This is a genomic window from Microbacterium sp. PI-SA-G (assembly GCF_057215335.1).
This window is the reverse complement of the sequence record NZ_CM170103.1, coordinates 3,106,122-3,127,110: the sequence shown is the minus strand read 5'-3', so window position 1 is coordinate 3,127,110 and position 20,989 is coordinate 3,106,122. Positions and strand designations below refer to the sequence as shown.

The window sequence follows — 20,989 nt, the reverse complement described above, 5'->3', positions numbered from 1 at the left end:
ATCGACTTCTACCGTGTCATCCATGACGAACCAACCCCTCATCGAAACCGAAGGTCTGACCAAGGTCTTCACCGTCAAGAAGTCGCCGGTGAACGCGGTCACCGACCTCTCCTTCACCGCGATCGCCGGCGAGCTGGTCGCGTTCCTCGGTCCCAACGGCGCCGGCAAGTCGACGAGCCTGCGGATGCTGACCACCCTCATCCCGCCCACCTCGGGCACCGCGCGCGTCGTCGGCCACGACATCCGCACCGACGCCGCCGGCGTCCGCGCGCGGATCGGGTACGTCGGGCAACTCACGAGCGGCAGCTTCTCGCAGCGCGTGCGCGATGAGCTGCTCAGCCAGGGCGCGTTCTACGGCATGACCGCGCGCGACAGCGCACGACGGGCCGACGAGCTGATCGGTTCGCTCGATCTCTCGTCGTTCGCCACCCGGACCGTGCAGCAACTGAGCGGCGGGCAGAAGCGTCGGCTCGACATCGCGCTCGGGCTCATGCACGCGCCGCCCCTGATCTTTCTCGACGAGCCGTCGACCGGTCTCGACCCGCAGAGCAGGGCCAATCTCTGGCAGCACATCCTCGACCTGCGCACCCAGCACGGCACGACCGTCTTCCTCACGACGCACTACCTGGAAGAGGCCGATCGCTACGCCGAACGGGTGATGGTCATGGACAAGGGCCGCATCATCGCCGACGACGACGCGACCGCCCTCAAGGCCACACTTGCGGGCGATGTGCTGACCTTCGGATTCGCGGATGCCGCCGCGGCCGCCGCCGCCCGCCCGGTGATCGCGCGTCTCAGCACCGCCGAGGTCGCCCTCGACGGCGAGGCCGTCTCGCTCGCGGTGCCGGACGGCGACCGCCTGCTGCCGGTGATCGTGCGCGAACTCGACGCCGCCGGGATCCTGGTGCAGCGCGCGACGGGTGTGCCGCCGACACTCGACGACGTGTTCCTCGCGCTCACCGGCCGCACCCTGCGCGACGCCGGCGAGGGAGCGGATGCCGCAGCCGAGGCATCCGCCGCCGACGCGGCATCGCTCCCGTCCTCCGGCGACCATCCGACCGACCACCCGACCGACCGCCCGACCGACCGCAAGGCAGGAGCCCTCTCATGACCGCGAACGACACCCTCGTGCGTCCCAACCTCGCGCGCGACACCCGCAACGTGCTGGCCCGCGAGCTCCGGCCCGTGCTGCGCGACCCGTTCACACTGATCTTCAGTCTGCTGCAGCCGCTCGTCTTCCTGGGTCTGTTCGCGCCGCTGCTGATCGGCGACTCGGGTGCGCCGGCAGGAGAGACGCTCGCCTGGTTCGTGCCCGGCGTGCTCGTGATGATCGTGCTGTTCGGCACGGGCGCCACCGGCTCGAATCTGCAGTACGAGATGATGACCGGATCACACGAGCGCACGCTGGTCGCCCCGCTCGCGCGGTCATCGCTGCTCGTAGGTCGTGCGCTCAAGGAGATCGCGCCGATCGTGGTGCAGGCTCTCGTGATCGTCCTGATCGCCTGGCCGTTCGGCTTCGCCGCCGACATCGCAGGGCTGCTGATCGGGCTGGCACTGCTGGCCGTGTTCGGGGTCGGGCTCGGCTCCCTCTCGTACACGCTCGCGCTGGCGACGAAGGACCGTGAATGGCTGTTCTGGGGCGTGCAGCAGTCGCTCATCTTCCCCCTGCTCATCCTGTCAGGCATGCTGCTGCCGCTCGATAATGCACCCGAGTGGATGCGCGCGGTCGCGTCGGTGAACCCGGTGAACTGGGTCGTGCAGGCGCAGCGGGCACTGTTCGCGGGCGACCTCGGCGATGCGACCGTGCTGTGGGGCTGGGTGTCGGCGCTGGCCGTCGCGATCGTCGGACTCGTCGTCGGGGTGCGGGCGATCCGACGCAGCAGCTGAGACCGATCACCCGAGATCGCACTGACCCTCGTCCGGGATCGCTGGGCGGGGGTCAGCGACGCGGTTCAGCGACGGATCGAGTCGTGGAACGGATTCGGCTCGAGCGTGTAGTCGGTCGTGGCGTCAGCCCAGGTTCCGGTGTCGGCGGACTGCCCGCGGCGACGCAGGGCTGCGAGCGCCCGTGTCGCCGGAGCTCCGAGCGCGAGCGCTGCTGCTCCCGCGACCGTGTGGTCCTCAGAGCCGAGCACACTCGCGCGGTGCCAGGCGTCGTGCAGGGCGCCGCCGCGCGCAGCAGGCACCCGCCGTGCCGGCAGTGCTCCGGCGCGGCGCAGAGCGACCAGCTGCTCGACGCGCTCCCACCACGTGGACTCGGTCTCGGAGTGAAAGTAGTTGTCGCGCAGCCAGTCGGGATGCGGGTGGCGGAATCGCCCGGCGACGACCTCGCTGCGTCCGCCCAGCAGACCGCTGCCAACGAACACGGTGTTGAGCAGACTCTTGCTCACCCCGAACGAGTCGAGCGCGATCACCGGGATGCCGAGCGCGGTCGCCTCGATCGCCGCAGTCGAGCTGACCGTGACCAGGCCTGCCGCGCTCTCGAGCGATGCGGCCATCGAGTCGTACGAGACGACCAGGTTCGCCGGACGTCGCGCGGGCAGCAGGTCGGTGTACGGGGTGTGCTCCAGGTGCGTCTCGGCCTCGCCCGGACGCGACCGCAGCTTCACGACGATGCGCCGGCGCGGCTCGGCCTCGGCCGCACGCACCAGGGTCGCCGCGATCTCGGCCCGCTGCGCACGCTCGAGCGGAACCAGGGCCTGAGCGGCGAACACGATGTCGGTCGCGGGTGGCCGGACGGGAGTGGGGGTCTCGGTCCGTTCGGCGACCGCGACGCCTCCGGCACGCGCGGCACCTCCGTCACGTCCGACTGCGGTATCGACCTGCGCGTGCTCCAGCCGCAGCATCCGTGGGCGCCGGCGGGCGAAGGGCAAGGTCGCGAGCGCCGTCGGGATCCGCACCCCGATGCGCTCGCCGAGTTCGTCGAAGGCCCGCGCTTCGCGATGCGAGTGCACGATCAGCAGGTCGGTGTGCCGGCGGTAGTCCAGCGCACCGCGCTGCGCCGGGATCGCCATGCCGGGCAGCCCCGACAGCGTGACCGGGCGGTGGGTCAGCGCGTCGATGACGCGCCCCATCAGACGCACGAACGGCCCACGACCGGCGAGCAGCACCACGTCGGGTCGCTGCCCTTCAAGCCAGCCCAGCACCTCCGAGAAGCGCACGCGCGTCACCTGATCGGGCGTCATCCCGGTGCCGCCCAGGGCACTGCGCTGCTGCGCGTCGCTCGCGGTCAGGGGCGTGCGAACGAGCAGCAGGTGCGGACGGATGCCGGCCACGCCGCCGAGCAGCGACGCCGACCACTTCACGAACGAGTCGGCGTCCGCGATCGCGATGACCCGCAGTCCTCCGCTCATGCCGGGATACGACGCAGCTTCGCCATGGGGGCGCGCTCACTGTCGAACACGCGCTTCACGCCGTCGCCGAGCGCTGCCTCGATCACGCGGATGTCGCGCACGAGGTGCTCGAGTCCGCCCGGCTCGAGGGACGCCGCGTGGTCGGAGCCCCACATGGTGCGGTCCAGCGTGATGTGGCGCTCGACCGCGACGGCGCCGATCGCGACAGCCGCGAGGGAGATCTGCAGACCGCGCTCGTGGCCGGAGTAGCCGACCGGGATGCCGGGGTAGCGGTCGCGCAGCGTCGCGATGGCGCGCAGATTCGCCTCTTCGGGCTCGAGCGGGTACGTCGAGGTCGCATGCATCAGCACGACGTGATCGGTGCCCAGCGTCTCGAGCGCGCGGTCGATCTGCGCGATCGTCGACATGCCGGTCGAGAGGATGACGGGCTTGCCGGTCGCGCGAAGCGCCTGCAGCAGCTCGGTGTCGGTGAGGCTGGCCGAGGCGACCTTGTGCGCCACGACGCCGAGGTCTTCAAGGAAGGCGACGCTGGGCACATCCCACGGCGAGGCGAACCAGTCCAGCCCCTGCATGGTCGCGTGGTCGCCGATCGCGATGTACTCCTCGCGGCCGAACTCGACGCGGCGACGGTAGTCGAGGTAGCTCATCGTGCCCCAGGGCGTCTCGCGCGGCACGTCACGCATGTGCTCGGGGGTGGAGATCTCCGGGGTGCGCTTCTGGAACTTCACCGCGTCGGCACCGGCGCGCGCCGCGACGTCGATCAAGCGCTTCGCGATGTCGACATCGCCGTTGTGGTTCAGGCCGATCTCGGCGATCAGGTAGGCGGGGTGACCGCCGCCGATCACATGTGATCCGATGCTGACAGTCATGGTTCCTCCGGTCGTCGAGCGGTCGTGACAAGCCCCGCTCCTCCTGAGTACGCGCCGATCATGAACACTCGGAGACGCAGGGGTTACCGGCACCGGTCAGCTCGACAACACCCGTTCGACCAGCTCGCGGACGGCACCGTTCCCGCCGGTGCGGCGGAGCACGACCCGGGCGCTCTCGAGCACCAGCGGGTGCGCGTTCGCGACCGCCACCGGCCACCCCACGATCCGCATCGCGGGGAGATCGTTCACGTCGTTGCCGAGGTACGCGATGTCGGCGAGGGCGATGTCGGCCTCCGTCGCCCAGGTGCGCAGCGCCTGCTCCTTGTCGGCGATGCCGTGCAGCACCGGCACCCGGAGCTTCTCGGCGCGAGCCCGCACCACCGGGTTCACCTCGGTCGACAGGATCAGCAGCGGGATGCCGGCGGCGCGGAGCAGCGCGACCCCCATGCCGTCCTCGCGGCTGACCCGCACGCGCTCGCCGCCGTCGGCATCGATGATCGCGGTGTCGTCGGTGTGCACACCGTCGAAGTCGGTCACGACGGCGCGGACGGGGATCGCCGCCGGAGTCTCGTGGCGCCCGGCCAGCGCGCGGGCGATGGCGAGCTGGTGCTCGTCGTCGATCTCGATCGCGCTCCACTCGGGCACCTCGGCGATGCGGATGCGGCCGAAGAAGCGGTGCGCGCTGGCTCGGAAGCCCCCGGCGCGGAACACGTAAAAGGCCCCGGATTCGAGATGATGCGGCTCGCGATCCTGCCGACGCGGACGGTGCGACGCCTCGTGGTTGATCGCGATCGCTGCGCCGTCATCGCCACGGCGCCAGAGGAATCCGTAGGTCTCGAACGCCGAGAACACGCTGTCGGCCCGGTCGGCCCGCACCTCGCGTACCGCGGCGGCGAGCGCATCGATCGGGATGAACGGCGAGGTCGCCTGCAGGAACGCCACCACGTCGTACGTCTCGCCCTGCTGCGCGAGTTCGTCGAGCGCGTGCAGGATCGCGCTCTCGGACGAGGCGGTGTCGCCGGCGAGCTCCGCCGGGCGACGGATGACCCGGGCCCCGGCCGCCGCGCTGACCGCCGCGATCTCGGCGTCGTCGGTCGAGACCACCACGAGGTCGATGCCGTCGGCCGCCTGCGCCGCGTGAATCGCGCGCTGCACCAGCGGCACCCCGCCCACTGTCTGCAGGTTCTTGCGCGGCACGCCCTTCGACCCGCCGCGGGCGGGGATGATCGCCACGGTGCGGCGGCGGGGGCCGTCGGTCGCCTCTGTCGCGCCTGCCGTGCGTGACGTGTCTGTCGTCGTCATCATCATCGTCCTCGTATCGCTCGCCACGCGCGTCCGGCTCGTCGCCGCGCACCGTGGATCGTCAGTCGCCACTCCTCGGCGCGCCCGGTGCCGCCCGCGGGAGTCAGCGCACGCTGCAGCACACCCTGCTCGGGCGCACCCGGCAGCCGCAAGGCCGACAGCCGTGCGGGGGCGAAGTACCGGTCGCGTTCGCGGGGGTCCGCATCCGCGAGGAATGCCTCTGCGCGCCCCCGCAGATGCGCCGCGTTCTCGGGCTGCATCGCGTATCCGACCGCGTCGATCAGCTGCTGCAGCCGTACGGGGTCGGTGTAGGGCGAGTCATCGCGGGTGAGCGCATCGACGATGATCATCGGCACGCGGTTGCTGTTCTCGAACGGGGTCAGCCGCTGCAGCATCGACGCCGCTCCGCGGGATCCGACCGGCGTGCCGAAGAGCGTGTGCACCGTCGGCAGTGCGGTCGAGAATCCGGCGACCATGCCCACCGCGCCGATCCGCTGCGCGAGCAGTTCGGCCGCGAGCGGACCGGTGTACTCCACGAACTCGCGCCCCTGCGCGAGTGCTTGCTCACGCACGGCATGGGTGAGCTGCGGCGGTGCGGCCGGGTGCGGTTTGAACACGATGCGCGCGGGTGACCATCGCGCGGCCTCGTCGATCAGGTCGAGCTGCAGAGCGACCTCTTCACGCGGCGTCATCAGCCCGAGCGCTGAGAGGTACTGCCCGAGCACCAGCGCGGTGGGGGTGCCGTCGTCGAGCGGCCGGCCGCGGTCGTCGGTGACCGCGTGCCCGGGGTCGGTCTCGCGCAACACGCGGGCGAAGGCTGCGGGCGGCACCGCGATGGTGGCCGCCGTCGTGCCGCCCGCGAGCGGGCGAACGCCCGGCACGACGTCGGCGTGCACGACCCGAGTGATCCGCGATGACACGGTGTGCCCGAGCGCCACCCGCATCGGCGAATAGGTCATCAGCCCGTCGCCGACGATCGTGAGTCGTGCGCGCGGGAAGATCGACATGAGCGTGCGGGCCGGGGCGACCTGCGGGCTCTGCACGAGGAGTTCGAGGTCGTCGGGGTCGAGGCCCCAGGCGCGGGTCAGCAGGCGTTCGAGCACGGGCAGGTCGGCGGGCGCGGGGTCCCAGCCGCTCGGATGCAGCGGCCCGAGCAGTGCGTCGAGGTCCTCGATCCGGTCGAAGCGCGTGCGCAGCGAGCCCAGGTCCGGGTCGTCGCCGATCCCGACGACCGTCTCCGGAACGCGCGACGAGACGAACGGCACCAGCAGCCGGTCCGGCTCGCCCGATCCGTCGTCGAGGAGTCCCTCGTCGATCGCGGCGACGGCGGTCGCGAGACCGTACGCGCTGTGCAGAGCGAACAGCTGGGTCATGCGCGGTGTCCTGCCTGGCGCAGCGAGCGGGCGAGCACCCGACGCCGGGGGCCGTCGAGACGACTCACCGCCGCAGCCACCTGCTCCTCGGGGAGCCGTCCGAGCAGTCCGCGGATGCCGGCGCGCATCTCGGCGCGCAACCCCGGGTTCATCCTGCGTGAGCGCACCAGATGATGCGAGCTGAGCGCCAGCGCCGTCCACACCGCCTTCGGCAGGAACCGCTGCGCCTCAGCATCCTGCTCCACGATCCGGACGACCTCGGTCATCGCGCGGGCGAAGTCGAGTTGACGCCGATCGCGCACCTGGGTGAGCGAGGTGCTCACACCCCGCCGGTACAACAGCGCCGGAGCATCCACCACGGCGAACGACTCGGCCTGCAGGTGCAGCCGCCAGATCCACGGGCGGTCCTCGGCGGTGAAGAGTCCGGGCAGGAACTCCGCCAGGCCGCGATCGAGCACGCGGCGGTGAAAGACGCCCGCCCACGCGAACGGGTAGTCGACCATCGTCGTCTCGGTCTCGGGCAGGATCGCCTCGCGCGGAGACGCGAGCCGCTCCCGCCACGGATGCGGTGCTCGCACGAGCGTGCGGGCACCGTCCTGCACCGTGACGTGATCGGTGCGCAGGAAGTCGGCGTCGAGGTCCTGCAGCCGGGCCGCGAGGACGCTCAGTCGCTGCGGCTGCATCCAGTCGTCGCCGTCGAGAAAGCAGAACGCGTCGGCCTGCACCCGGGCGAGACCCTGGTTGCGGGCGCTCGCGAGCCCGCGTGGCTCGGCGTTCACGATGACCTCCGCGTGCGGGAAGCGATCGGCGTATCGGCGGAACAGCGTTCCGGTGTCGTCACGCGAGCCGTCGTCGATCGCCACGAGCTGCAGCGCGGCCGGATCGTCGAACTGGCGGGTGAGCGTCTCGAGCGTGGTGGCGAGGTAGGCCCCGGCATCCTTCGCAGGAAGGATGACGGTGATGAGGGGGCGGCGCACGGAACTCCCGGGGTGGACGGTGGTCGGCATGGTTGCAGGCGTGCGTTGCCGGATGGCGGCTCAGAGGTGAACGCGGGGTGTCCTGGCGCACCGGGAGCCGCAGATCGGCGACGATGGACAGATGTTCTGGTTCGGAGGTGCGCACTGGCGACCGATGCGGCGTCGGCTGCGAGACACCGCCGATCTCCGGTGGCTCACGAGACGCGCCTGGACCACCGCGTGGTACCCGCAGGGCATCGACATCGGGTCGTGGCGCGGCGAGCGCACCCTCGCGGTCAGCTGGTTCCGGCAGGACAAGACCGGCACGCACCTGGCGTCGCGCGTGGTGCTGATCGATCCGGAGCGCTCGCGGCACATCGACATCGCGCTCGCGTTCACCGATGACGACGGCGAGCTGCAGCCCGCGCCGATCCACACCGGCGGACTGGCCTGGTTCGACGATCGCCTGTTCGTCGCGGCGACCGGTCAGGGGGTGTGGGAGTTCGATCTCGGCGACATCCGGCGGGTGCGCGGCGCGGTGGCCCGGAGGATGCGGGGGCGGTCGGGGCGCGGACTGCCGAGCACCGCGCTGGTGGCCGTGCGATCGCGGGTGCATCCGGTCGCGCTGCGCTGTTCGTTTCTCGGACGCGTCTTCGACGACGACGGCACCCCGCAGCCGCGTGTGCTGATCGGCGAATACCGCCGCGACGACGAGGGGCGCATCGCGGAGTTCGCGATCCCCTCGGGCCCGGACGGGATGTTCGAGGAGCACGACCGCTTCTCCCCCGGCATCCCCCGCATGCAGGGGGTGGTGCGGTGGGGAGCGCAGCACTTCGTGTCGCAGTCGAACCTGATGCAGCCGGGGCGGCTGTGGAGCGGAAGCCGCGCGGAGTTGACCCCGCATCCGTTCCCCCTGCCCGTGGGGTGCGAGGATCTGGCGCTCGACCCCGACGCCGAGATGCTTTGGACGCTCGGCGAGCACCCCCGCCATCGCGTCGTGCGCGGCATCCCGTTCGCCCGTCTGGGTCTCGACCGAGGCCCGCGAAGCCGCGCGTAGACTGGTCGGGTGAAGCCTGCACCTCTCCTCGTCTACACCGTGCTGCGGCTGCTGGCGTTCCTCATCCCCCTCGCGATCCTCTGGTTCTTCTTCCCGATCTTCCGCGAATTCTGGTGGCTCGCCGCGGTCTTCGCCGCGCTGATCGGCACCAGCATCTCGCTGCTCTTCCTGCGTCGACCACTGTCCGAGGCCTCCGCCGAGCTGCACCAGCGCCGTCAGGGCCGCGAGACCGCCGGCGAAGCGGATGCCGCGGCCGAAGACGCCGTGATCGATCGCCCCGACGCGGACGGCGCCGGGTCCGCGCGAGGCTGACGCCGCGCCGCATCCTCGTTCTGGGGTGTGGGGGCTGGAGGGGTCATGAACGGCCTGATCCCCTGGCTTGATGCGGCCAGGTGAGTCCCCTCGCACCCACGCCCCTGCGGGCAGGGGTCGCATATGGCCGCTTTCGGCTGTGGGATGCGGCCATATGCGTCCCCGCGAACCCGGAAACGGGCCAGCCAGCCGGCCCCCGCGCGACTCAGCCCACGAACGCCCAGAACAGCGCGCCGGCGTACAGCAGCGACGTCAGCGAGGTCAGCGCCAGCGCGACGACGAGTTCGCGCGGCTGACGGTATGTCCAGACGATGAGAATCGCCGGAAGCCCGGCCAGCAGGGCGAGCAGCGACAGCCACGCGATCGGGAACAGCAGCGCGAGGAACGCGGCGATCCCGAACGGCACGAGCACGAACAGCGTGAAGAGCACCTGGGTCGCGCGGCGGCCGATCAGTACGGTGAGCGTGCGCTTGCCGACCTCGCGGTCCTGGTCGATGTCGCGCAGATTGTTGGCGAGCAGCACGGCGCACGCGAAGAGGCCGGCGGCGATCGCGCCGAGCCACGCCTGCTGCGGCAGGTCGAAGATCTGCACCCACGTGGTGCCGAGGGTCGCGACGAGTCCGAAGAAGACGAAGACGAAGAGCTCCCCGAGCCCCGCATATCCGTAGGGGCGCTTGCCGCCGGTGTAGAACCAGGCGGCGACGATGCACGCGGCGCCGACGGCCAGCATCCACCACTGTCCTGTCCGCACCACGATCGCGAGCCCAGCGAGCCCGGCCAGCGCGAAGAAGCTCAGGCCGATGATCAGCACCGTGCGCGGTCGCACCCGACCCGATGCCGTCAGCCGGGCCGGGCCGACGCGGTTCGCGTCGGTGCCGCGGATGCCGTCGCTGTAGTCGTTCGTGAAGTTCACGCCGATCTGCAGCAGCACCGCCACGGCGAGGCAGGCGAGGGCGATCACCCAGTGAAGCTCGGGTTCGGTGCTGCGCGCCGCTCCTGTGCCGATCACGACGGGGGCGATCGCCAGCGGAAGCGTGCGCAGACGCGCGGCGCCGATCCAGTCGGATGCCGTCACCGGCCCGGCTTCGACGATCGGACGCTTCGCGGGGTTGCCGCTCGTGCGGGCCGGCGCGTGCCCGGCGGCCGACTTCTTCTTCTTGCTTTCGGAGGATGCTGCCACGCAGGGAATCCTACTGGCCGGGGCGATGCGCGACCGGTCAGGGGTTCGGGTTGCTGTCCTTGCCGTCGAGCCAGAGCGTGTCGGTCTTGTCGCTGTGCGAGCTGCCCGTGCCGACATGCTTCGCGTCGATCTTGGGCCCCTTGAGGATCACGTGCACCATGGCCTGGGCGTGGCCGTGCCCGAGTCCGTGCTCCTGCTTGAGCCAGTTGAGGACCACGGTGGACTTCGTGGTGGCGTCGAACCCCTGCTCCTGGGCCAATGCGATGAACTGTCGCGGGGTGAGGCCGGTCTGCGTCTCGACCTTGTCGAGGTATGCCTGGAAGGACATCGTGTTCTCCTGTGTGCTCAGTCCTCGTCGAGGAACGTCTGGATCATGATGGCGGATGCGTGGATGCAGAGGATGCGCAGCACGCCGGTGCCGGCGTTGACGAAGCCGTGGGGCACGCGCGCGGCCACGGTCGCGGTGTCTCCGGCTTCGGCGAGGAGGGTCTCGTCGCCCCGGGTGATCCGGACGGTGCCCTCGAGCACGACCCATGTCTCGGAGTACGGATGCCAGTGCAGGCCCGGACCTTCGCCCGGCTGGTTCTCGACGAAGAAGTACGAGACGTCGGCCCCGTGCTCGGCGCCGACGAACCGACGGCTGCGGCCCGTGCCGATGCGGATGTCGGCGGCGGCGACGACTCCGGCGCGAGCTGGTGTGCTGTTCATGACACCAGTCTCGACAGCCACGACGCCGGACCCTAGAGTTTCGACGTGGATCGAAACACTGCGCCGGTCGAGGGCATCGAGCACCCCGACCACCGGGTGCGCTTCGCGTTGAGCCCGGGCGACATCCAGGCCGTGCGCTTCGGCATCTCGCCCGGACACGAACTGGCGCACGCCGTGCGCGTGCTGCGGCGACCCGAGCAGCATCCGCTCCAGTGGGGATGGCTTCGCGCGGTGCGCGAACGGTTGCCCCGACGCAGCTTTGATCTGCTGGCCGCGGTGATCGGCGACGACGGCTACATGCCCGACTTCCTCACCGCCGCCCCGCACTGGGACATGACGCCGGATGCTGAGCTGGCCGCCCTTCGCGCCGCAGCACTGGAGCCGATGCGCGTCGACTTCGGCAAGATGGTGCTGCGCTCGACCGGCTCCCGGCAGCAGGCGCTCCGCGAGATGCAGCAGCACCCCTCCCGCGCGCGTCGGATGATCGCGGACGCGTGGGAGGACGTCTGGGAGACCGCGCTCGCCCCCGTCTGGCCCCAGATCGAACGCCTGCTGCGAGCCGACATCGCCGTCCGCTCCCGCACGATCGCGACCGCCGGCATCGCCCGCATGGCTGATGAGTTGCATCCGCAGGTCACCTGGGGCGCCGGCGCCGTGCGCGTCGCGATGCGCCGCCACAGCGAGTTGGTCGACTGCCACGGCAGCGGGCTGGTGCTGGTGCCCTCGGTCATGGCCTCGTGGGGCTGCATGGTGCTGACCGAGCCGCCCGCACAGCCGACACTGTTCTATCCCGCGCGCGGGGTCACCGCCGGCTGGGCGAAGGATGCGACCGAGATCACCCAGGCGCTCGGCGCTCTGCTCGGTCCGGCGCGGGCCGGCATTCTGCTGCGCGCAGGCGTCGCACGCACCACGTCGCAGGTGGCGGGCGATGCCGGAATCGCCGCGTCCACCGCCTCGCATCACCTCACCGTGCTGCGCGACGCCGGGCTGATGACAAGCGAACGGGACGGCGCGCGGATGCTCCATCTGCGCACCCCGCTCGGTGAGGCGATGGTCGGCGCGGTGCTCTGAGGCGCGCTACTCGGCTGAGTCCACCGGGCCGATGGGCAGGATCGGGCGGTGCTCGTAGTAGGTCTGCAGCACGACCGTCGTGCGGGTGCTGACGGATGCGGCGGTGCGGATGTCGCGCACGAGCTCCTCGAGCGCCCGCGGCGAGGCCACGCGGACGAACAGCATGTAGCTCGCGTCGCCGGCGATGGAGTGGCACGCCTCGATGGCGGTCAGATGCTCCAGGAGTTCGGGAGCGTTGTCGGGCTGCGCGGGGTCGAGCGGAGTGATCTCGATGAAAGCCGACAGCGGTGTGCCGACGAGTTCGGGGTCGAGGATCGCGCGGTAGCCGGTGATCACCCCGCGCGTCTCGAGTCGTCGGAGTCGGGACTGCACCGCCGAGACCGAGAGGCCGACGGTGTCCGACAGCTGCGCCAGCGTCGCGCGTCCGTCCCGAGCGATCTCCGCGACGATTGCGCGGTCGACAGAGTCATCCATAGATGTAAGATTACCGTCAGTAATCCGTTATGACCGGAAAGTTTCCGGCATGCCGCGCGATCGGAGGTTTCAATGTCCATCATTTCCGCCCACAGCTCCGCTGCTCAGGCCATCGTCGGCGAACCCGAGGTCGTCGAGGACGCGTCGGTCGCTGAGAACAGCACCGCCTGGATGCAGCTGAAGGCTGCCGCGATCGCCCTCCGCGAGATGCAGGTCAAGGACGGCTCGATCCCCGAGGCCGCGACGGACTCCGCCGCGCGCGCGACGGCGACGGCACTGGTCGGCACGATGACCAAGGCCATCCGCGCCCTCGCCCCCGCGTTCTCGCACGACGCCGATTACCTGACCGCCTCGGTGGTCGACTTCGAGCGCTGGGCGGCAGAGGGCTTCGGTGTGCCCGACTTCCTCGACTCGCTGCAGGCCTTCCAGCCGCAGCAGCACCGCGTCGACGGCATCCGTCACCTCGTTGTCTTCCCGATGTACACCCAGAACGGCTCGAGCGAGCGTCTCGTCGAGGCGCTCATCGTCGAGACCATCTGGCCGGAGTTCATCGCCGCACTCGAGGCCGGCGACTACGGCAACACGCTGTTCGTCTCGCTGCGCCTGATCGACTTCACGCCCGGCTACGACACGAACTCCGCGGTCCTCTTTCCCGAGACCGTCGCGATGCGCGAGGTGCCGAGCTTCACGTGGGGTGCGATCTTCCAGGACCGCGAGGCCGCCCGCTACCGTCGCGTCACCCGCGCCGCCTCCGAGATCACGAAGCTCGAGCTGCCCGAGCGCGCTGCGGCGATGCTCGACGACCAGGCCCTCACCGAGCGGGCGTTCGTGATGTGGGACATCATCCACGACCGCACCCACATGCGCGGCGACCTGCCGTTCGACCCGTTCATGATCAAGCAGCGCATGCCGTTCTTCCTCTACTCGCTCGAGGAGCTGCGGTGCGACCTGACCGCGTTCCGCGAGTCCGTGAAGATCGAGCGGGCGCTGTCGGCTCGCGCCGCCGAGGGCGACGAGCTCGACGCGGCCGAGCAGGAGATGCTCGAGCACGCGCCCCTGGTGCAGTACGCGGTGATCTTCGACCGCATCTTCCGTTTCGCGATCACCGGCTCGCGAGTGCGCAACTACGACGGCCTCGGCGGGCAGTTGCTGTTCGCCTGGCTGCATCAGCGCGGGGTGCTGCACTGGACCGACACTCGCCTGGCGTTCGACTGGAACGGCGTGCCCGACGCGGTGGTCGCGCTCGGCGACGCGATCGACGAGCTGTACTGGCGCTCGATCGACCGGCCGAAGACCGCGCACTGGTTGGCGGCGTACGACCTGGTGCGCAGTGTGCTGACCCCGCACCCCGCGTCGAACTGGGCTCGCGGGCTGTCGGACGAGATTCTCTCGGGTGCGCCCAAGGGCTTCACCGATGCTGTGCTCGACGACGAGTTCCCGCTGTCGATGTTCTTCGAGGCGCTCGACAAGAAGATGAAGCCCGTCATCGAGTCGACGGTCGGCATCCGCGGGACGGACGTCTGAGGTGACCCGGGTCATCGTGCTCGCGGGCGGATCGGGGGCGACCGGGGCCGTCGCCGCCCGCGAGCTGCTCGGTGCTGGGCATCGGGTGGTCGTCACCGGACGCTCGGCGGACCGTCTTGCATTGCTCGTGGCAGAGGTGCCGGGCGTGCAGACAGCGGAAGCGGATGCCACGTCGCTGTCGTCGATGGATGACCTCGCCGCGCGGCTGGTGGCGGAGCACGGACGCGTCGACGCCGTGATCCCGCTCGTCGGCGGATGGCGCGGTGGGGGCGGGCTCGCGGGCCAGTCCGACGCCGACTTCGCAGCGCTTCTGCCGGCGCTCGAGGCGGTGCGCGCGACGAGCCGTGCCTTCGACGCAGCGCTGCAGGCGTCGGATGCCGGACGCTTCGCCATCGTGTCATCCACCGCAGTCGCCCGCCCTCTCGCCGGAGGCGCGAACTACGCCGCCGTGAAGGCCGCGAGCGAGGCGTGGACGCGCGCGGTGGCGCAGGGCTTCGCGAAGTCGGCGCGCGAGCGCGGCGAGACACTGCGCGCGGCATCCGTCGTCTTCCGGGCGAAGGCCCTCGAGCCCTCCGCGCTGGCGTCTCGGCTCGTCGCTCTGTGGGATGAGGATGCCGCCGCACTCAACGACCGCGTCATCGATCTCGACGGCTGAGCTTCTCAGGCCAGTGGCGGCTGGCCGGGCACGATCGGCGGGGCGTCGGCGCGGGGGCGTGCACTCGCTTCGCCGTCGGCTCCTGCGGCCGAGCCCTGCGGCTCACTGTCGCCCTCGCCAGCGCTGTGCGCATCGCCCTCGCCAGCGCTGTGCGCATCGCCGGTCCGGGACGCCTCGCCCTCCTCGGGTATCTGCTGGGCCGGAGCGTGCACGTAGAGATCCGTCAGCTTTCGGTACGACTTCGTGAAGAACGCGAGTGTGGCGACCACCACCATGATGAGTCCGGCGAACAGGCAGATCAGCGCGATGCCGCGTGCCTCTCCCTCACCGAGCAGCCACCCCCACTGCTGACGCCCTTCGGCGGTGCGCATGTACGGGATGATCAGGAACTCGGCGATCGGGGCGATCAGGAACGCGGTGATCGGCGCGGCGGCGGCTTCCATCGCGGCGGCCACTCCGAACACGCGACCCTGTCGCTCGAACGGCACCACCTTCTGGATCACGGTCTGCTCGGCGGCCTCGACCGGGGGCACGAGCGCCATGTACACCCACATGCCCACGACGTACAGCGGCCACCACTCACGCAGCATGAACACCGAGCCGAGCAGCCCCATCGCGATCACCACGAGCAGCATGGTGCGCATGGGCTTCTTGCCCAACCCGAACTTGGCCACGAGCCCGCCGCCGATCAGGAATCCCGTAGACGCGAACGCCAGCGCGAAGCCCCACATCTGGGCGTCGAAGAGCGTGAGCCCGTACGGATCCATCAGCGCCATGTAGACGCCGCCGATCAGGTTGTTGAACGTCGAGAAGATGATCAGCGCGAACAGCCCGGGAGCGAGTCGGATGGCTCGGACGCTGCCGCGGAAGTCGAGGGCGTTCTTCGCTTCGGGATCGGCCTCGGGCGTGCCCTCCGGGATGCGGATGAAGAGCAGGTGCACGAAGGTGACCACCATGGCCCCGATCGCGATCGCCAGGGTCCACCCCATGCCCAGGAAGCCGATCGACAGACCCGAGAACACGCTCGTGACCAGGAAGGCAAGCCCCTGCACGGTGCCGACCAGGCCGTTCGCGTTCGCGCGCTTGTCTTCGTCGACCAGCAGGGTCACCGTCGTCGACAGCGCGATGTTGCGCAGCTGCTCGATCACCCCGCCGAACAGGATGACGGCCGAGAACAGCCAGAACCAGGGGGCACCGAGGTCGAGCAGCACCGCCTCGGACTGCGTGACGTAGATGATGCCGGCGATCAGGAACGCGACCGCCGAGATGACGCTCGAGAGCAGCATGACGGTGTGCTTGCGATGGCGATCGACGATGCTGCCGAAGAGCATCGCGAAGAAGGCGACGAAGAGCATGTAGGCGCCACCGATGATGCCGGTGGCGAGCACGGACTGGGTCTCGATGTAGACCCAGAAGGTGAGAGCGAACCAGAGAAAGCTCGTCGTCACGTTGGCGATCAACGTGTTGACGAGGACGTTCGCGAAGGCGGTCTTCGCTGCCGTGCGCTGCATGCCTAAGAGAGTAAGACGGGCCTCCGACATGCGGAAGACCCTCCTGCTCCCGCACCCGGCGATCCGGCGTCGAACCGGGGCCATAGGCTGGTGAGGTGAGCATTCAGCATGACCCCCAGATCCGCGGTTTCGCCAGCGACAACTACTCCGGCATCCACCCCGACGTCCTCGCCGCAATCGCCCAGGCCAACGACGGCCATCAGGGAGCGTACGGCGGCGACGCCTACACCGCGCGGCTGCAAGAGGTCATGCAGGCGCACTTCGGCGAGGGCACCGAGGCGTTCCCCGTGTTCAACGGCACCGGAGCGAACGTCACGGGTCTGCAGTCGATGCTGCCGCGGTGGGGTGCCGTCGTGTCGGCGTCGACCGCGCACATCAACGTCGACGAGGGCGGCGCCCCCGAGAAGATCGGCGGATTCAAGCTCCTGACCGTGCCCACCGACGACGGCAAGCTCACGCCCGAGCTCATCGATCGCGAGGCGTGGGGCTGGGGCGATGAGCACCGCGCGCAGCCGCTCGTGGTCTCGATCACGCAGTCCACCGAGCTGGGCACCCTGTACACGCCCGAGGAGATCCGCGCGATCGCCGACCACGCGCACGAGCGCGGCATGAAGCTGCACCTCGACGGCGCCCGACTCTCGAATGCCGCCGCCGCGCTCGACCTGCCGCTGCGGGCCTTCACCCGCGATGCCGGTGTCGATGTGCTGAGCTTCGGCGGCACGAAGAACGGCGCGATGCTGGGTGAGGCGATCGTGGTGCTCGAGCCCACGGCATCCGCCGGCCTGGTCTACTCCCGCAAGTTCAACATGCAGCTGTCATCGAAGATGCGCTTCGTGTCTGCCCAGCTGGTCGCGCTGCTCGACGGCGACCTGTGGCTGCGCAACGCACGCCACGCGAACGCGATGGCGGCACGCCTGCGCGGCTCGATCGAGGCGAACATCGCCGCCGGCGACATCACTGGAGTCGCCTTCACCCAGCCCACGCAGGCCAACGGGGTCTTCGCCACGGTGCCCGACGGCATCGCCGACGCGCTGCGCGAGTCGTTCCGCTTCTACGACTGGGATGCCGCGCGCAACGAGGTGCGCTGGATGTGCAGCTTCGACACCGAGGAGTCCGACGTCGACGCGTTCGTCGCGGAGCTCTCGCGCCTCACGCGCGGCTGAGTCGCGCGCGCTGCGCGCGCCCTTCTCGCCGCCCTCTCTGCTCGCCGAGTGCACGGCTCGTCGTCGAGTGCACGGGAACGCAGCGGCGAAAGGCCGTGCACTCGGCAGCATCCCGTGCACTCGGCGGAACGGCCCCCGCGGAAGCCCGCGGGCGAGAGTCAGGTCAGCGCAGCAGGCCGAGGTTCGCCAGAGCCAGACGGATCAGCGTGCCGCGGCCGCCCTCCATCTCGGCTGCCACCGCGTCGGAGGCCGCGGCCTCCGGAGAGAACCAGGTCACCTCGAGTGCGTCCTGACGCGGCTCGCAGGTGCCGGTGACCGGCACCACGAAGGCGAGCGACACGGCGTGCTGGCGGTCGTCGTGGTAGGCGCTGACGCCCGGGATCGGGAAGTACTCGGCCACCGTGAACGGCAGCGGCTGCGGCGGGAGCAGCGGGAAGGCCATCGGCCCCAGGTCGTTCTCGACGTGACGGAAGAGGGCATCGCGGATGGTCTCGCCGAAGCGCACGCGCCCCGAGACGATCGTTCGCGTCATCTCGCCGAGCGGCGTGGACCGCAGCAGGATGCCGATCTCGATGACCTGCCCCGAGCCGTCGGTGCGCACGGGGATCGCCTCGACATAGAGCATGGGCAGATGACGACGCGCCTCTTCGAGCTCGATGTCACTCAACCACCCGGGGTTCGCGTCGCGCGACGGCGGCTGCGCGTCCTCGAAACCGCCGAGGCCGTCGTCGGGCTCAGGATCAGGATCAGGTGTGCGGACGGCCATGTCTCATTTCTACCAGCCGCACCGGCAGAGCGGCACCGGGACGCGTGTCGGCACCCCCTGGCAGACTGGTGACATGAGCGCCCCGCTGACGATCGACGACACCGCGACCCGCTGGTCCACCGACGAGCGTGCAGGGCTGCCGCTGCTGGTGCTGCTGCACGGGTACGGCGCCGACGAGCACGATCTGTTCGGGCTGGTGCCGTACCTGCCGACTGGTCTCGCCGTGGCATCCGTCGCCGCCCCGCTCGCGCCGCCGTGGCCGATGCTCGGGCGCTCCTGGTACCCGATCGAAGGGCTCGACGGCCGCAGCGCCGAGGCCGTCACCGCGGCGGGCGAGGCGTTCCTGCGGTGGCTCCATGCCGTCGGCGCCGAGGCCCCCTCCATCGCGCTGCTCGGCTTCTCGCAGGGCGCCGCGGTCGCATTGCAGGCACTGCGTCTCGACCCCGAGCGCTTCGGCGCGGTGGTCGCGCTCAGCGGCTACGCGTCAGCGGGAGATCTGCCCGGAGACGATGCCCTGCGCTCGCAGCGTCCACCCGTGTTCTGGGGGCGCGGCACTCATGACGACGTCATCCCGCCCGCGCTGATCGATCACACCGCGCAGTGGCTCCCCGACCACTCCGAGCTCTCGGGGCGCGTGTACCCCGGGCTCACCCACAGCATCTCCGAAGACGAGCTCGCCGACGTGCGGCTGTTCCTCGACAAGTGGATCGACGGCCTCGCAGCGCCCGCTCCGTCGCCGACCGCTCCCTGACACGCACAGCGACACGCCCGGGTGTTGCGCACCACGACACGCCCGGGTATCGTCGTGGAGTCCTGTCCGCCGTGTCTGGAAGTCCTTTGATCTGATCCGTCGCCTCCGCGCCTCTCTTTCCGCGCGCTGACCCGACGATCGCCGACTCTCACGGCCCGCACCGCCCTCGCAGGCGTCGATTTTTCCGACCCCTCCGCGCGTGCTCGGTGTCAGTGCACCCTCGCACTCGACAGGAGACACCATGTCAACATCCGCCCTCTCCGCGTCGGTCACCCTCGACCGACTCACCTTCACCTGGCCCGACGGGTCGACCGCGCTGCACGAGCTGTCCGGCTCATTCGGCACCGGGCGCACCGGTCTGGTCGGACGCAACGGCTCCGGCAAATCCACGCTGCTGCGGCTGATCGCCGGGGTGCTCGCACCGACGGCCGGCGCCATCCAGATCACCGGCGACGTCGCCTACCTGCCGCAGCAGCTGACGCTCGACGTCGACCGCCGCGTCGCAGAGCTGCTGGGCATCGCGACCACCCTCGACGCCGTGCGAGCGATCGCCGCGGGCGACGTCGATCCCGCCCACTTCGACGCCGTCGGCGACGAGTGGGACATCGAAGCGCGTGCCGAGGGTGCGCTCGCCGAGGCCGGTCTGGCCCCGGAGATCCTCGACCGTCGCGTCGGCGAGCTCTCCGGCGGAGAAGCAGTGCTGGTCGCCATCGCCGGCATCCGACTTCGCCGCGCGCCGATCACCCTGCTCGACGAGCCCACCAACAACCTCGACCGCCAGTCCCGCGCCTCGCTCGCCGCGATGGTCGCCGGGTGGAAGGGAACGCTGATCGTGGTCAGTCATGACGTGTCGCTGCTGGAGCTGATGGACGACACCGCAGAGCTGTACGGAGAGACTCTGAGCGTCTTCGGCGGGCCGTACTCCCAGTGGCGCGCCTGGCTGGATGCCGAGCAGAACGCTGCCCGCCAGGCGGAACGCGACGCCTCTCAGGCGCTGCGCCGAGAGAAGCGACAGCGGATCGAGGCTGAGACCAAGCTCGCACACCGGTCTCGTACGGCGAAGAAGGCCGAAGCCGAGAAGCGCGTGCCGAAGATCGTGGCGCACGGACGCAAGATGGCGGCAGAGGTGTCGGCGGGAAAGCTGCGCACCGAGGTCGGGGCGAAGGAGGATGCTGCGCGCTCCGCGCACGACGCGGCGGGCCGGCGCATCCGCTCGGACGCGTCGATGAAGATCGAGCTGCCCGATCCGTTCGTCTCGCGCAGTCGGCGCATCGCGACGATCGGCGACGGCGAGCGCGAGTGGGTGATGCAGGGGCCGGAGCGCGTGGCGCTGATCGGGCGCAACGGCGTGGGCAAGACGACGCTGCTGCAGCGGTTGGTAGCCGGTGCTGAGGCGGCGACTACCGGGTTCGCTGCACACAACTCAGCAAGAACGGGAGCTGACGGGGCAGATCGGGCGGTATCGGCCGAATCCGCGTCGATCTTGCTGAGTACTGAACGGCCGGAGCTGCGCGCCGAGGCGCACACGCACCTGATCGGCTACCTCCCGCAGCGCGTGGACGGGCTCGACGAGCAGCGGTCCGTGTTCGAGAACATCGCCGATGTCGCCCCGCACGTGCCCGAGAAGGAGCTGCGGAACCGACTCGCGCGCTTCCTCATCCGCGGGGCGACCGCGGACCGCCCGGTCGAAGCCCTCTCCGGTGGCGAGCGCTTTCGCGTGGCACTGGCCACGCTGCTGCTCGCCGATCCCGCGCCGCATCTCGTGGTGCTCGACGAGCCGACCAACAACCTCGACCTCGACACGGTCGATCAGCTCGTCGAGGCGCTACGGGCCTACCGCGGAGCCGTGCTGGTCGTCAGTCACGACGACGCGTTCCTGCGCCGGCTCGACCTCGACCTGACGATCGAGATCGACGGACAGGGGGTACTGCACGAAACCGTGCTGTGAACTCTGCTCCGAGGAG

At 70.3% G+C, this 20,989-nt stretch carries 21 protein-coding genes; 10 read left to right on the top strand and 11 right to left on the bottom strand.

Annotation, left to right across the window (positions count from 1 at the left end):
* The first annotated feature begins 22 nt into the window (after positions 1–22).
* Both AC2D10_RS15345 and AC2D10_RS15340 read left to right on the top strand, forming a co-directional pair.
* Positions 23–1,111 carry an ABC transporter ATP-binding protein gene (locus AC2D10_RS15345; RefSeq protein WP_484708911.1) on the top strand — a complete coding sequence of 363 codons (1,089 nt, stop codon included), beginning with the start codon at positions 23–25 and terminating at the stop codon, positions 1,109–1,111.
* Positions 1,108–1,887, top strand: coding sequence for an ABC transporter permease (locus AC2D10_RS15340; RefSeq protein WP_484708909.1), 780 nt, complete (start codon positions 1,108–1,110; stop codon positions 1,885–1,887). Before AC2D10_RS15345 ends, AC2D10_RS15340 begins: the two co-directional genes overlap by 4 nt.
* Before the next feature lie 65 nt (positions 1,888–1,952).
* On the opposite strand, the gene AC2D10_RS15335 is transcribed toward AC2D10_RS15340, so the two are convergent.
* The 5 genes from AC2D10_RS15335 to AC2D10_RS15315 all read right to left on the bottom strand — a co-directional run bounded on the left by AC2D10_RS15335 (position 1,953) and on the right by AC2D10_RS15315 (position 7,904).
* Entirely contained in the window at positions 1,953–3,353 is a 1,401-nt protein-coding gene (locus AC2D10_RS15335; RefSeq protein WP_484708908.1) for a DUF6716 putative glycosyltransferase, read from the bottom strand.
* A complete protein-coding gene (locus AC2D10_RS15330; RefSeq protein ID WP_484708906.1) occupies positions 3,350–4,222 on the bottom strand; it encodes an N-acetylneuraminate synthase family protein in 873 nt (290 codons plus the stop codon). Before AC2D10_RS15330 ends, AC2D10_RS15335 begins: the two co-directional genes overlap by 4 nt.
* A gap of 96 nt (positions 4,223–4,318) precedes the next feature.
* Complete coding sequence (locus AC2D10_RS15325; RefSeq protein ID WP_484708905.1) at positions 4,319–5,596, bottom strand: cytidylyltransferase domain-containing protein; 1,278 nt, start codon at positions 5,594–5,596, stop codon at positions 4,319–4,321.
* Positions 5,527–6,897: a polysialyltransferase family glycosyltransferase gene (locus tag AC2D10_RS15320; RefSeq protein WP_484708904.1), complete on the bottom strand. Its 1,371-nt coding sequence runs from the start codon at positions 6,895–6,897 to the stop codon at positions 5,527–5,529. The genes AC2D10_RS15325 and AC2D10_RS15320 overlap by 70 nt, the downstream gene beginning before the upstream one ends.
* The gene (locus tag AC2D10_RS15315) at positions 6,894–7,904 is read right to left on the bottom strand and encodes a glycosyltransferase family 2 protein (RefSeq protein WP_484708903.1); all 1,011 of its coding nucleotides are present in this window, start codon (positions 7,902–7,904) and stop codon (positions 6,894–6,896) included. The genes AC2D10_RS15320 and AC2D10_RS15315 overlap by 4 nt, the downstream gene beginning before the upstream one ends.
* A gap of 91 nt (positions 7,905–7,995) precedes the next feature.
* On the opposite strand from AC2D10_RS15315, the gene AC2D10_RS15310 reads away from it, so the two are divergent.
* Positions 7,996–8,910, top strand: a complete 915-nt coding sequence (locus AC2D10_RS15310) for a hypothetical protein (protein ID WP_484708901.1) — start codon at positions 7,996–7,998, stop codon at positions 8,908–8,910.
* Positions 8,911–8,919: 9 nt separating this feature from the next.
* The gene (locus AC2D10_RS15305; RefSeq protein WP_484708899.1) at positions 8,920–9,222 is read left to right on the top strand and encodes a DUF4229 domain-containing protein; all 303 of its coding nucleotides are present in this window, start codon (positions 8,920–8,922) and stop codon (positions 9,220–9,222) included.
* A 205-nt stretch (positions 9,223–9,427) separates the two neighbouring features.
* Here the strand turns inward: AC2D10_RS15305 and AC2D10_RS15300 are convergent, their stop codons facing one another.
* From AC2D10_RS15300 to AC2D10_RS15290, 3 genes are read right to left on the bottom strand one after another with little or no spacing between them, the layout of a single operon-like run.
* Complete coding sequence (locus tag AC2D10_RS15300; protein ID WP_484708898.1) at positions 9,428–10,402, bottom strand: 1,4-dihydroxy-2-naphthoate polyprenyltransferase; 975 nt, start codon at positions 10,400–10,402, stop codon at positions 9,428–9,430.
* Between the two features lie 37 nt (positions 10,403–10,439).
* Positions 10,440–10,730: a DUF4287 domain-containing protein gene (locus AC2D10_RS15295; RefSeq protein WP_484708897.1), complete on the bottom strand. Its 291-nt coding sequence runs from the start codon at positions 10,728–10,730 to the stop codon at positions 10,440–10,442.
* 17 nt (positions 10,731–10,747) lie between these two features.
* Positions 10,748–11,110: a cupin domain-containing protein gene (locus AC2D10_RS15290; protein ID WP_484708896.1), complete on the bottom strand. Its 363-nt coding sequence runs from the start codon at positions 11,108–11,110 to the stop codon at positions 10,748–10,750.
* 45 nt (positions 11,111–11,155) lie between these two features.
* Here AC2D10_RS15290 and AC2D10_RS15285 point away from each other — a divergent pair, with 45 nt between their 5' ends.
* Positions 11,156–12,181 carry an ArsR/SmtB family transcription factor gene (locus tag AC2D10_RS15285; RefSeq protein ID WP_484708894.1) on the top strand — a complete coding sequence of 342 codons (1,026 nt, stop codon included), beginning with the start codon at positions 11,156–11,158 and terminating at the stop codon, positions 12,179–12,181.
* A gap of 6 nt (positions 12,182–12,187) precedes the next feature.
* On the opposite strand, the gene AC2D10_RS15280 is transcribed toward AC2D10_RS15285, so the two are convergent.
* On the bottom strand, positions 12,188–12,655 hold the full coding sequence (locus tag AC2D10_RS15280) for an Lrp/AsnC family transcriptional regulator (protein WP_484708893.1): 468 nt from the start codon (positions 12,653–12,655) through the stop codon (positions 12,188–12,190).
* Positions 12,656–12,727: 72 nt separating this feature from the next.
* Between AC2D10_RS15280 and AC2D10_RS15275 the strand changes: the two genes are divergently transcribed.
* Together AC2D10_RS15275 and AC2D10_RS15270 are read left to right on the top strand one after the other, a co-directional pair.
* Positions 12,728–14,179: a DUF6421 family protein gene (locus AC2D10_RS15275; RefSeq protein WP_484708890.1), complete on the top strand. Its 1,452-nt coding sequence runs from the start codon at positions 12,728–12,730 to the stop codon at positions 14,177–14,179.
* A gap of 1 nt (position 14,180) precedes the next feature.
* Entirely contained in the window at positions 14,181–14,834 is a 654-nt protein-coding gene (locus tag AC2D10_RS15270) for an SDR family NAD(P)-dependent oxidoreductase (RefSeq protein WP_484708889.1), read from the top strand.
* A gap of 5 nt (positions 14,835–14,839) precedes the next feature.
* On the opposite strand, the gene AC2D10_RS15265 is transcribed toward AC2D10_RS15270, so the two are convergent.
* Positions 14,840–16,345 carry an MFS transporter gene (locus AC2D10_RS15265; protein ID WP_484708886.1) on the bottom strand — a complete coding sequence of 502 codons (1,506 nt, stop codon included), beginning with the start codon at positions 16,343–16,345 and terminating at the stop codon, positions 14,840–14,842.
* 95 nt (positions 16,346–16,440) lie between these two features.
* Here AC2D10_RS15265 and AC2D10_RS15260 point away from each other — a divergent pair, with 95 nt between their 5' ends.
* Positions 16,441–17,508 carry a threonine aldolase family protein gene (locus AC2D10_RS15260; protein ID WP_484708885.1) on the top strand — a complete coding sequence of 356 codons (1,068 nt, stop codon included), beginning with the start codon at positions 16,441–16,443 and terminating at the stop codon, positions 17,506–17,508.
* A gap of 163 nt (positions 17,509–17,671) precedes the next feature.
* On the opposite strand, the gene AC2D10_RS15255 is transcribed toward AC2D10_RS15260, so the two are convergent.
* A complete protein-coding gene (locus AC2D10_RS15255) occupies positions 17,672–18,274 on the bottom strand; it encodes a DUF4916 domain-containing protein (RefSeq protein WP_484708883.1) in 603 nt (200 codons plus the stop codon).
* Between the two features lie 73 nt (positions 18,275–18,347).
* Between AC2D10_RS15255 and AC2D10_RS15250 the strand changes: the two genes are divergently transcribed.
* Both AC2D10_RS15250 and AC2D10_RS15245 read left to right on the top strand, forming a co-directional pair.
* The gene (locus AC2D10_RS15250; RefSeq protein ID WP_484708880.1) at positions 18,348–19,025 is read left to right on the top strand and encodes an alpha/beta hydrolase; all 678 of its coding nucleotides are present in this window, start codon (positions 18,348–18,350) and stop codon (positions 19,023–19,025) included.
* Positions 19,026–19,266: 241 nt separating this feature from the next.
* A complete protein-coding gene (locus tag AC2D10_RS15245) occupies positions 19,267–20,973 on the top strand; it encodes an ABC-F family ATP-binding cassette domain-containing protein (RefSeq protein ID WP_484708878.1) in 1,707 nt (568 codons plus the stop codon).
* The last annotated feature ends 16 nt before the right edge of the window (positions 20,974–20,989 follow it).

Bases quoted from the DNA above. Each gene is read 5' to 3' on its own strand.
- AC2D10_RS15330 (WP_484708906.1), bottom strand. From the start codon at position 4,222: ATGACTGTCAGCATCGGATCACATGTGATCGGCGGCGGTCACCCCGCC.
- AC2D10_RS15250 (WP_484708880.1), top strand. From the start codon at position 18,348: ATGAGCGCCCCGCTGACGATCGACGACACCGCGACCCGCTGGTCCACC.
- AC2D10_RS15345 (WP_484708911.1), top strand. From the start codon at position 23: ATGACGAACCAACCCCTCATCGAAACCGAAGGTCTGACCAAGGTCTTC.
- AC2D10_RS15255 (WP_484708883.1), bottom strand. From the start codon at position 18,274: ATGGCCGTCCGCACACCTGATCCTGATCCTGAGCCCGACGACGGCCTC.
- AC2D10_RS15295 (WP_484708897.1), bottom strand. From the start codon at position 10,730: ATGTCCTTCCAGGCATACCTCGACAAGGTCGAGACGCAGACCGGCCTC.
- AC2D10_RS15310 (WP_484708901.1), top strand. From the start codon at position 7,996: ATGTTCTGGTTCGGAGGTGCGCACTGGCGACCGATGCGGCGTCGGCTG.
- AC2D10_RS15245 (WP_484708878.1), top strand. From the start codon at position 19,267: ATGTCAACATCCGCCCTCTCCGCGTCGGTCACCCTCGACCGACTCACC.
- AC2D10_RS15290 (WP_484708896.1), bottom strand. From the start codon at position 11,110: ATGAACAGCACACCAGCTCGCGCCGGAGTCGTCGCCGCCGCCGACATC.
- AC2D10_RS15335 (WP_484708908.1), bottom strand. From the start codon at position 3,353: ATGAGCGGAGGACTGCGGGTCATCGCGATCGCGGACGCCGACTCGTTC.
- AC2D10_RS15320 (WP_484708904.1), bottom strand. From the start codon at position 6,897: ATGACCCAGCTGTTCGCTCTGCACAGCGCGTACGGTCTCGCGACCGCC.
- AC2D10_RS15275 (WP_484708890.1), top strand. From the start codon at position 12,728: ATGTCCATCATTTCCGCCCACAGCTCCGCTGCTCAGGCCATCGTCGGC.
- AC2D10_RS15340 (WP_484708909.1), top strand. From the start codon at position 1,108: ATGACCGCGAACGACACCCTCGTGCGTCCCAACCTCGCGCGCGACACC.
- AC2D10_RS15265 (WP_484708886.1), bottom strand. From the start codon at position 16,345: ATGCAGCGCACGGCAGCGAAGACCGCCTTCGCGAACGTCCTCGTCAAC.
- AC2D10_RS15315 (WP_484708903.1), bottom strand. From the start codon at position 7,904: ATGCCGACCACCGTCCACCCCGGGAGTTCCGTGCGCCGCCCCCTCATC.
- AC2D10_RS15280 (WP_484708893.1), bottom strand. From the start codon at position 12,655: ATGGATGACTCTGTCGACCGCGCAATCGTCGCGGAGATCGCTCGGGAC.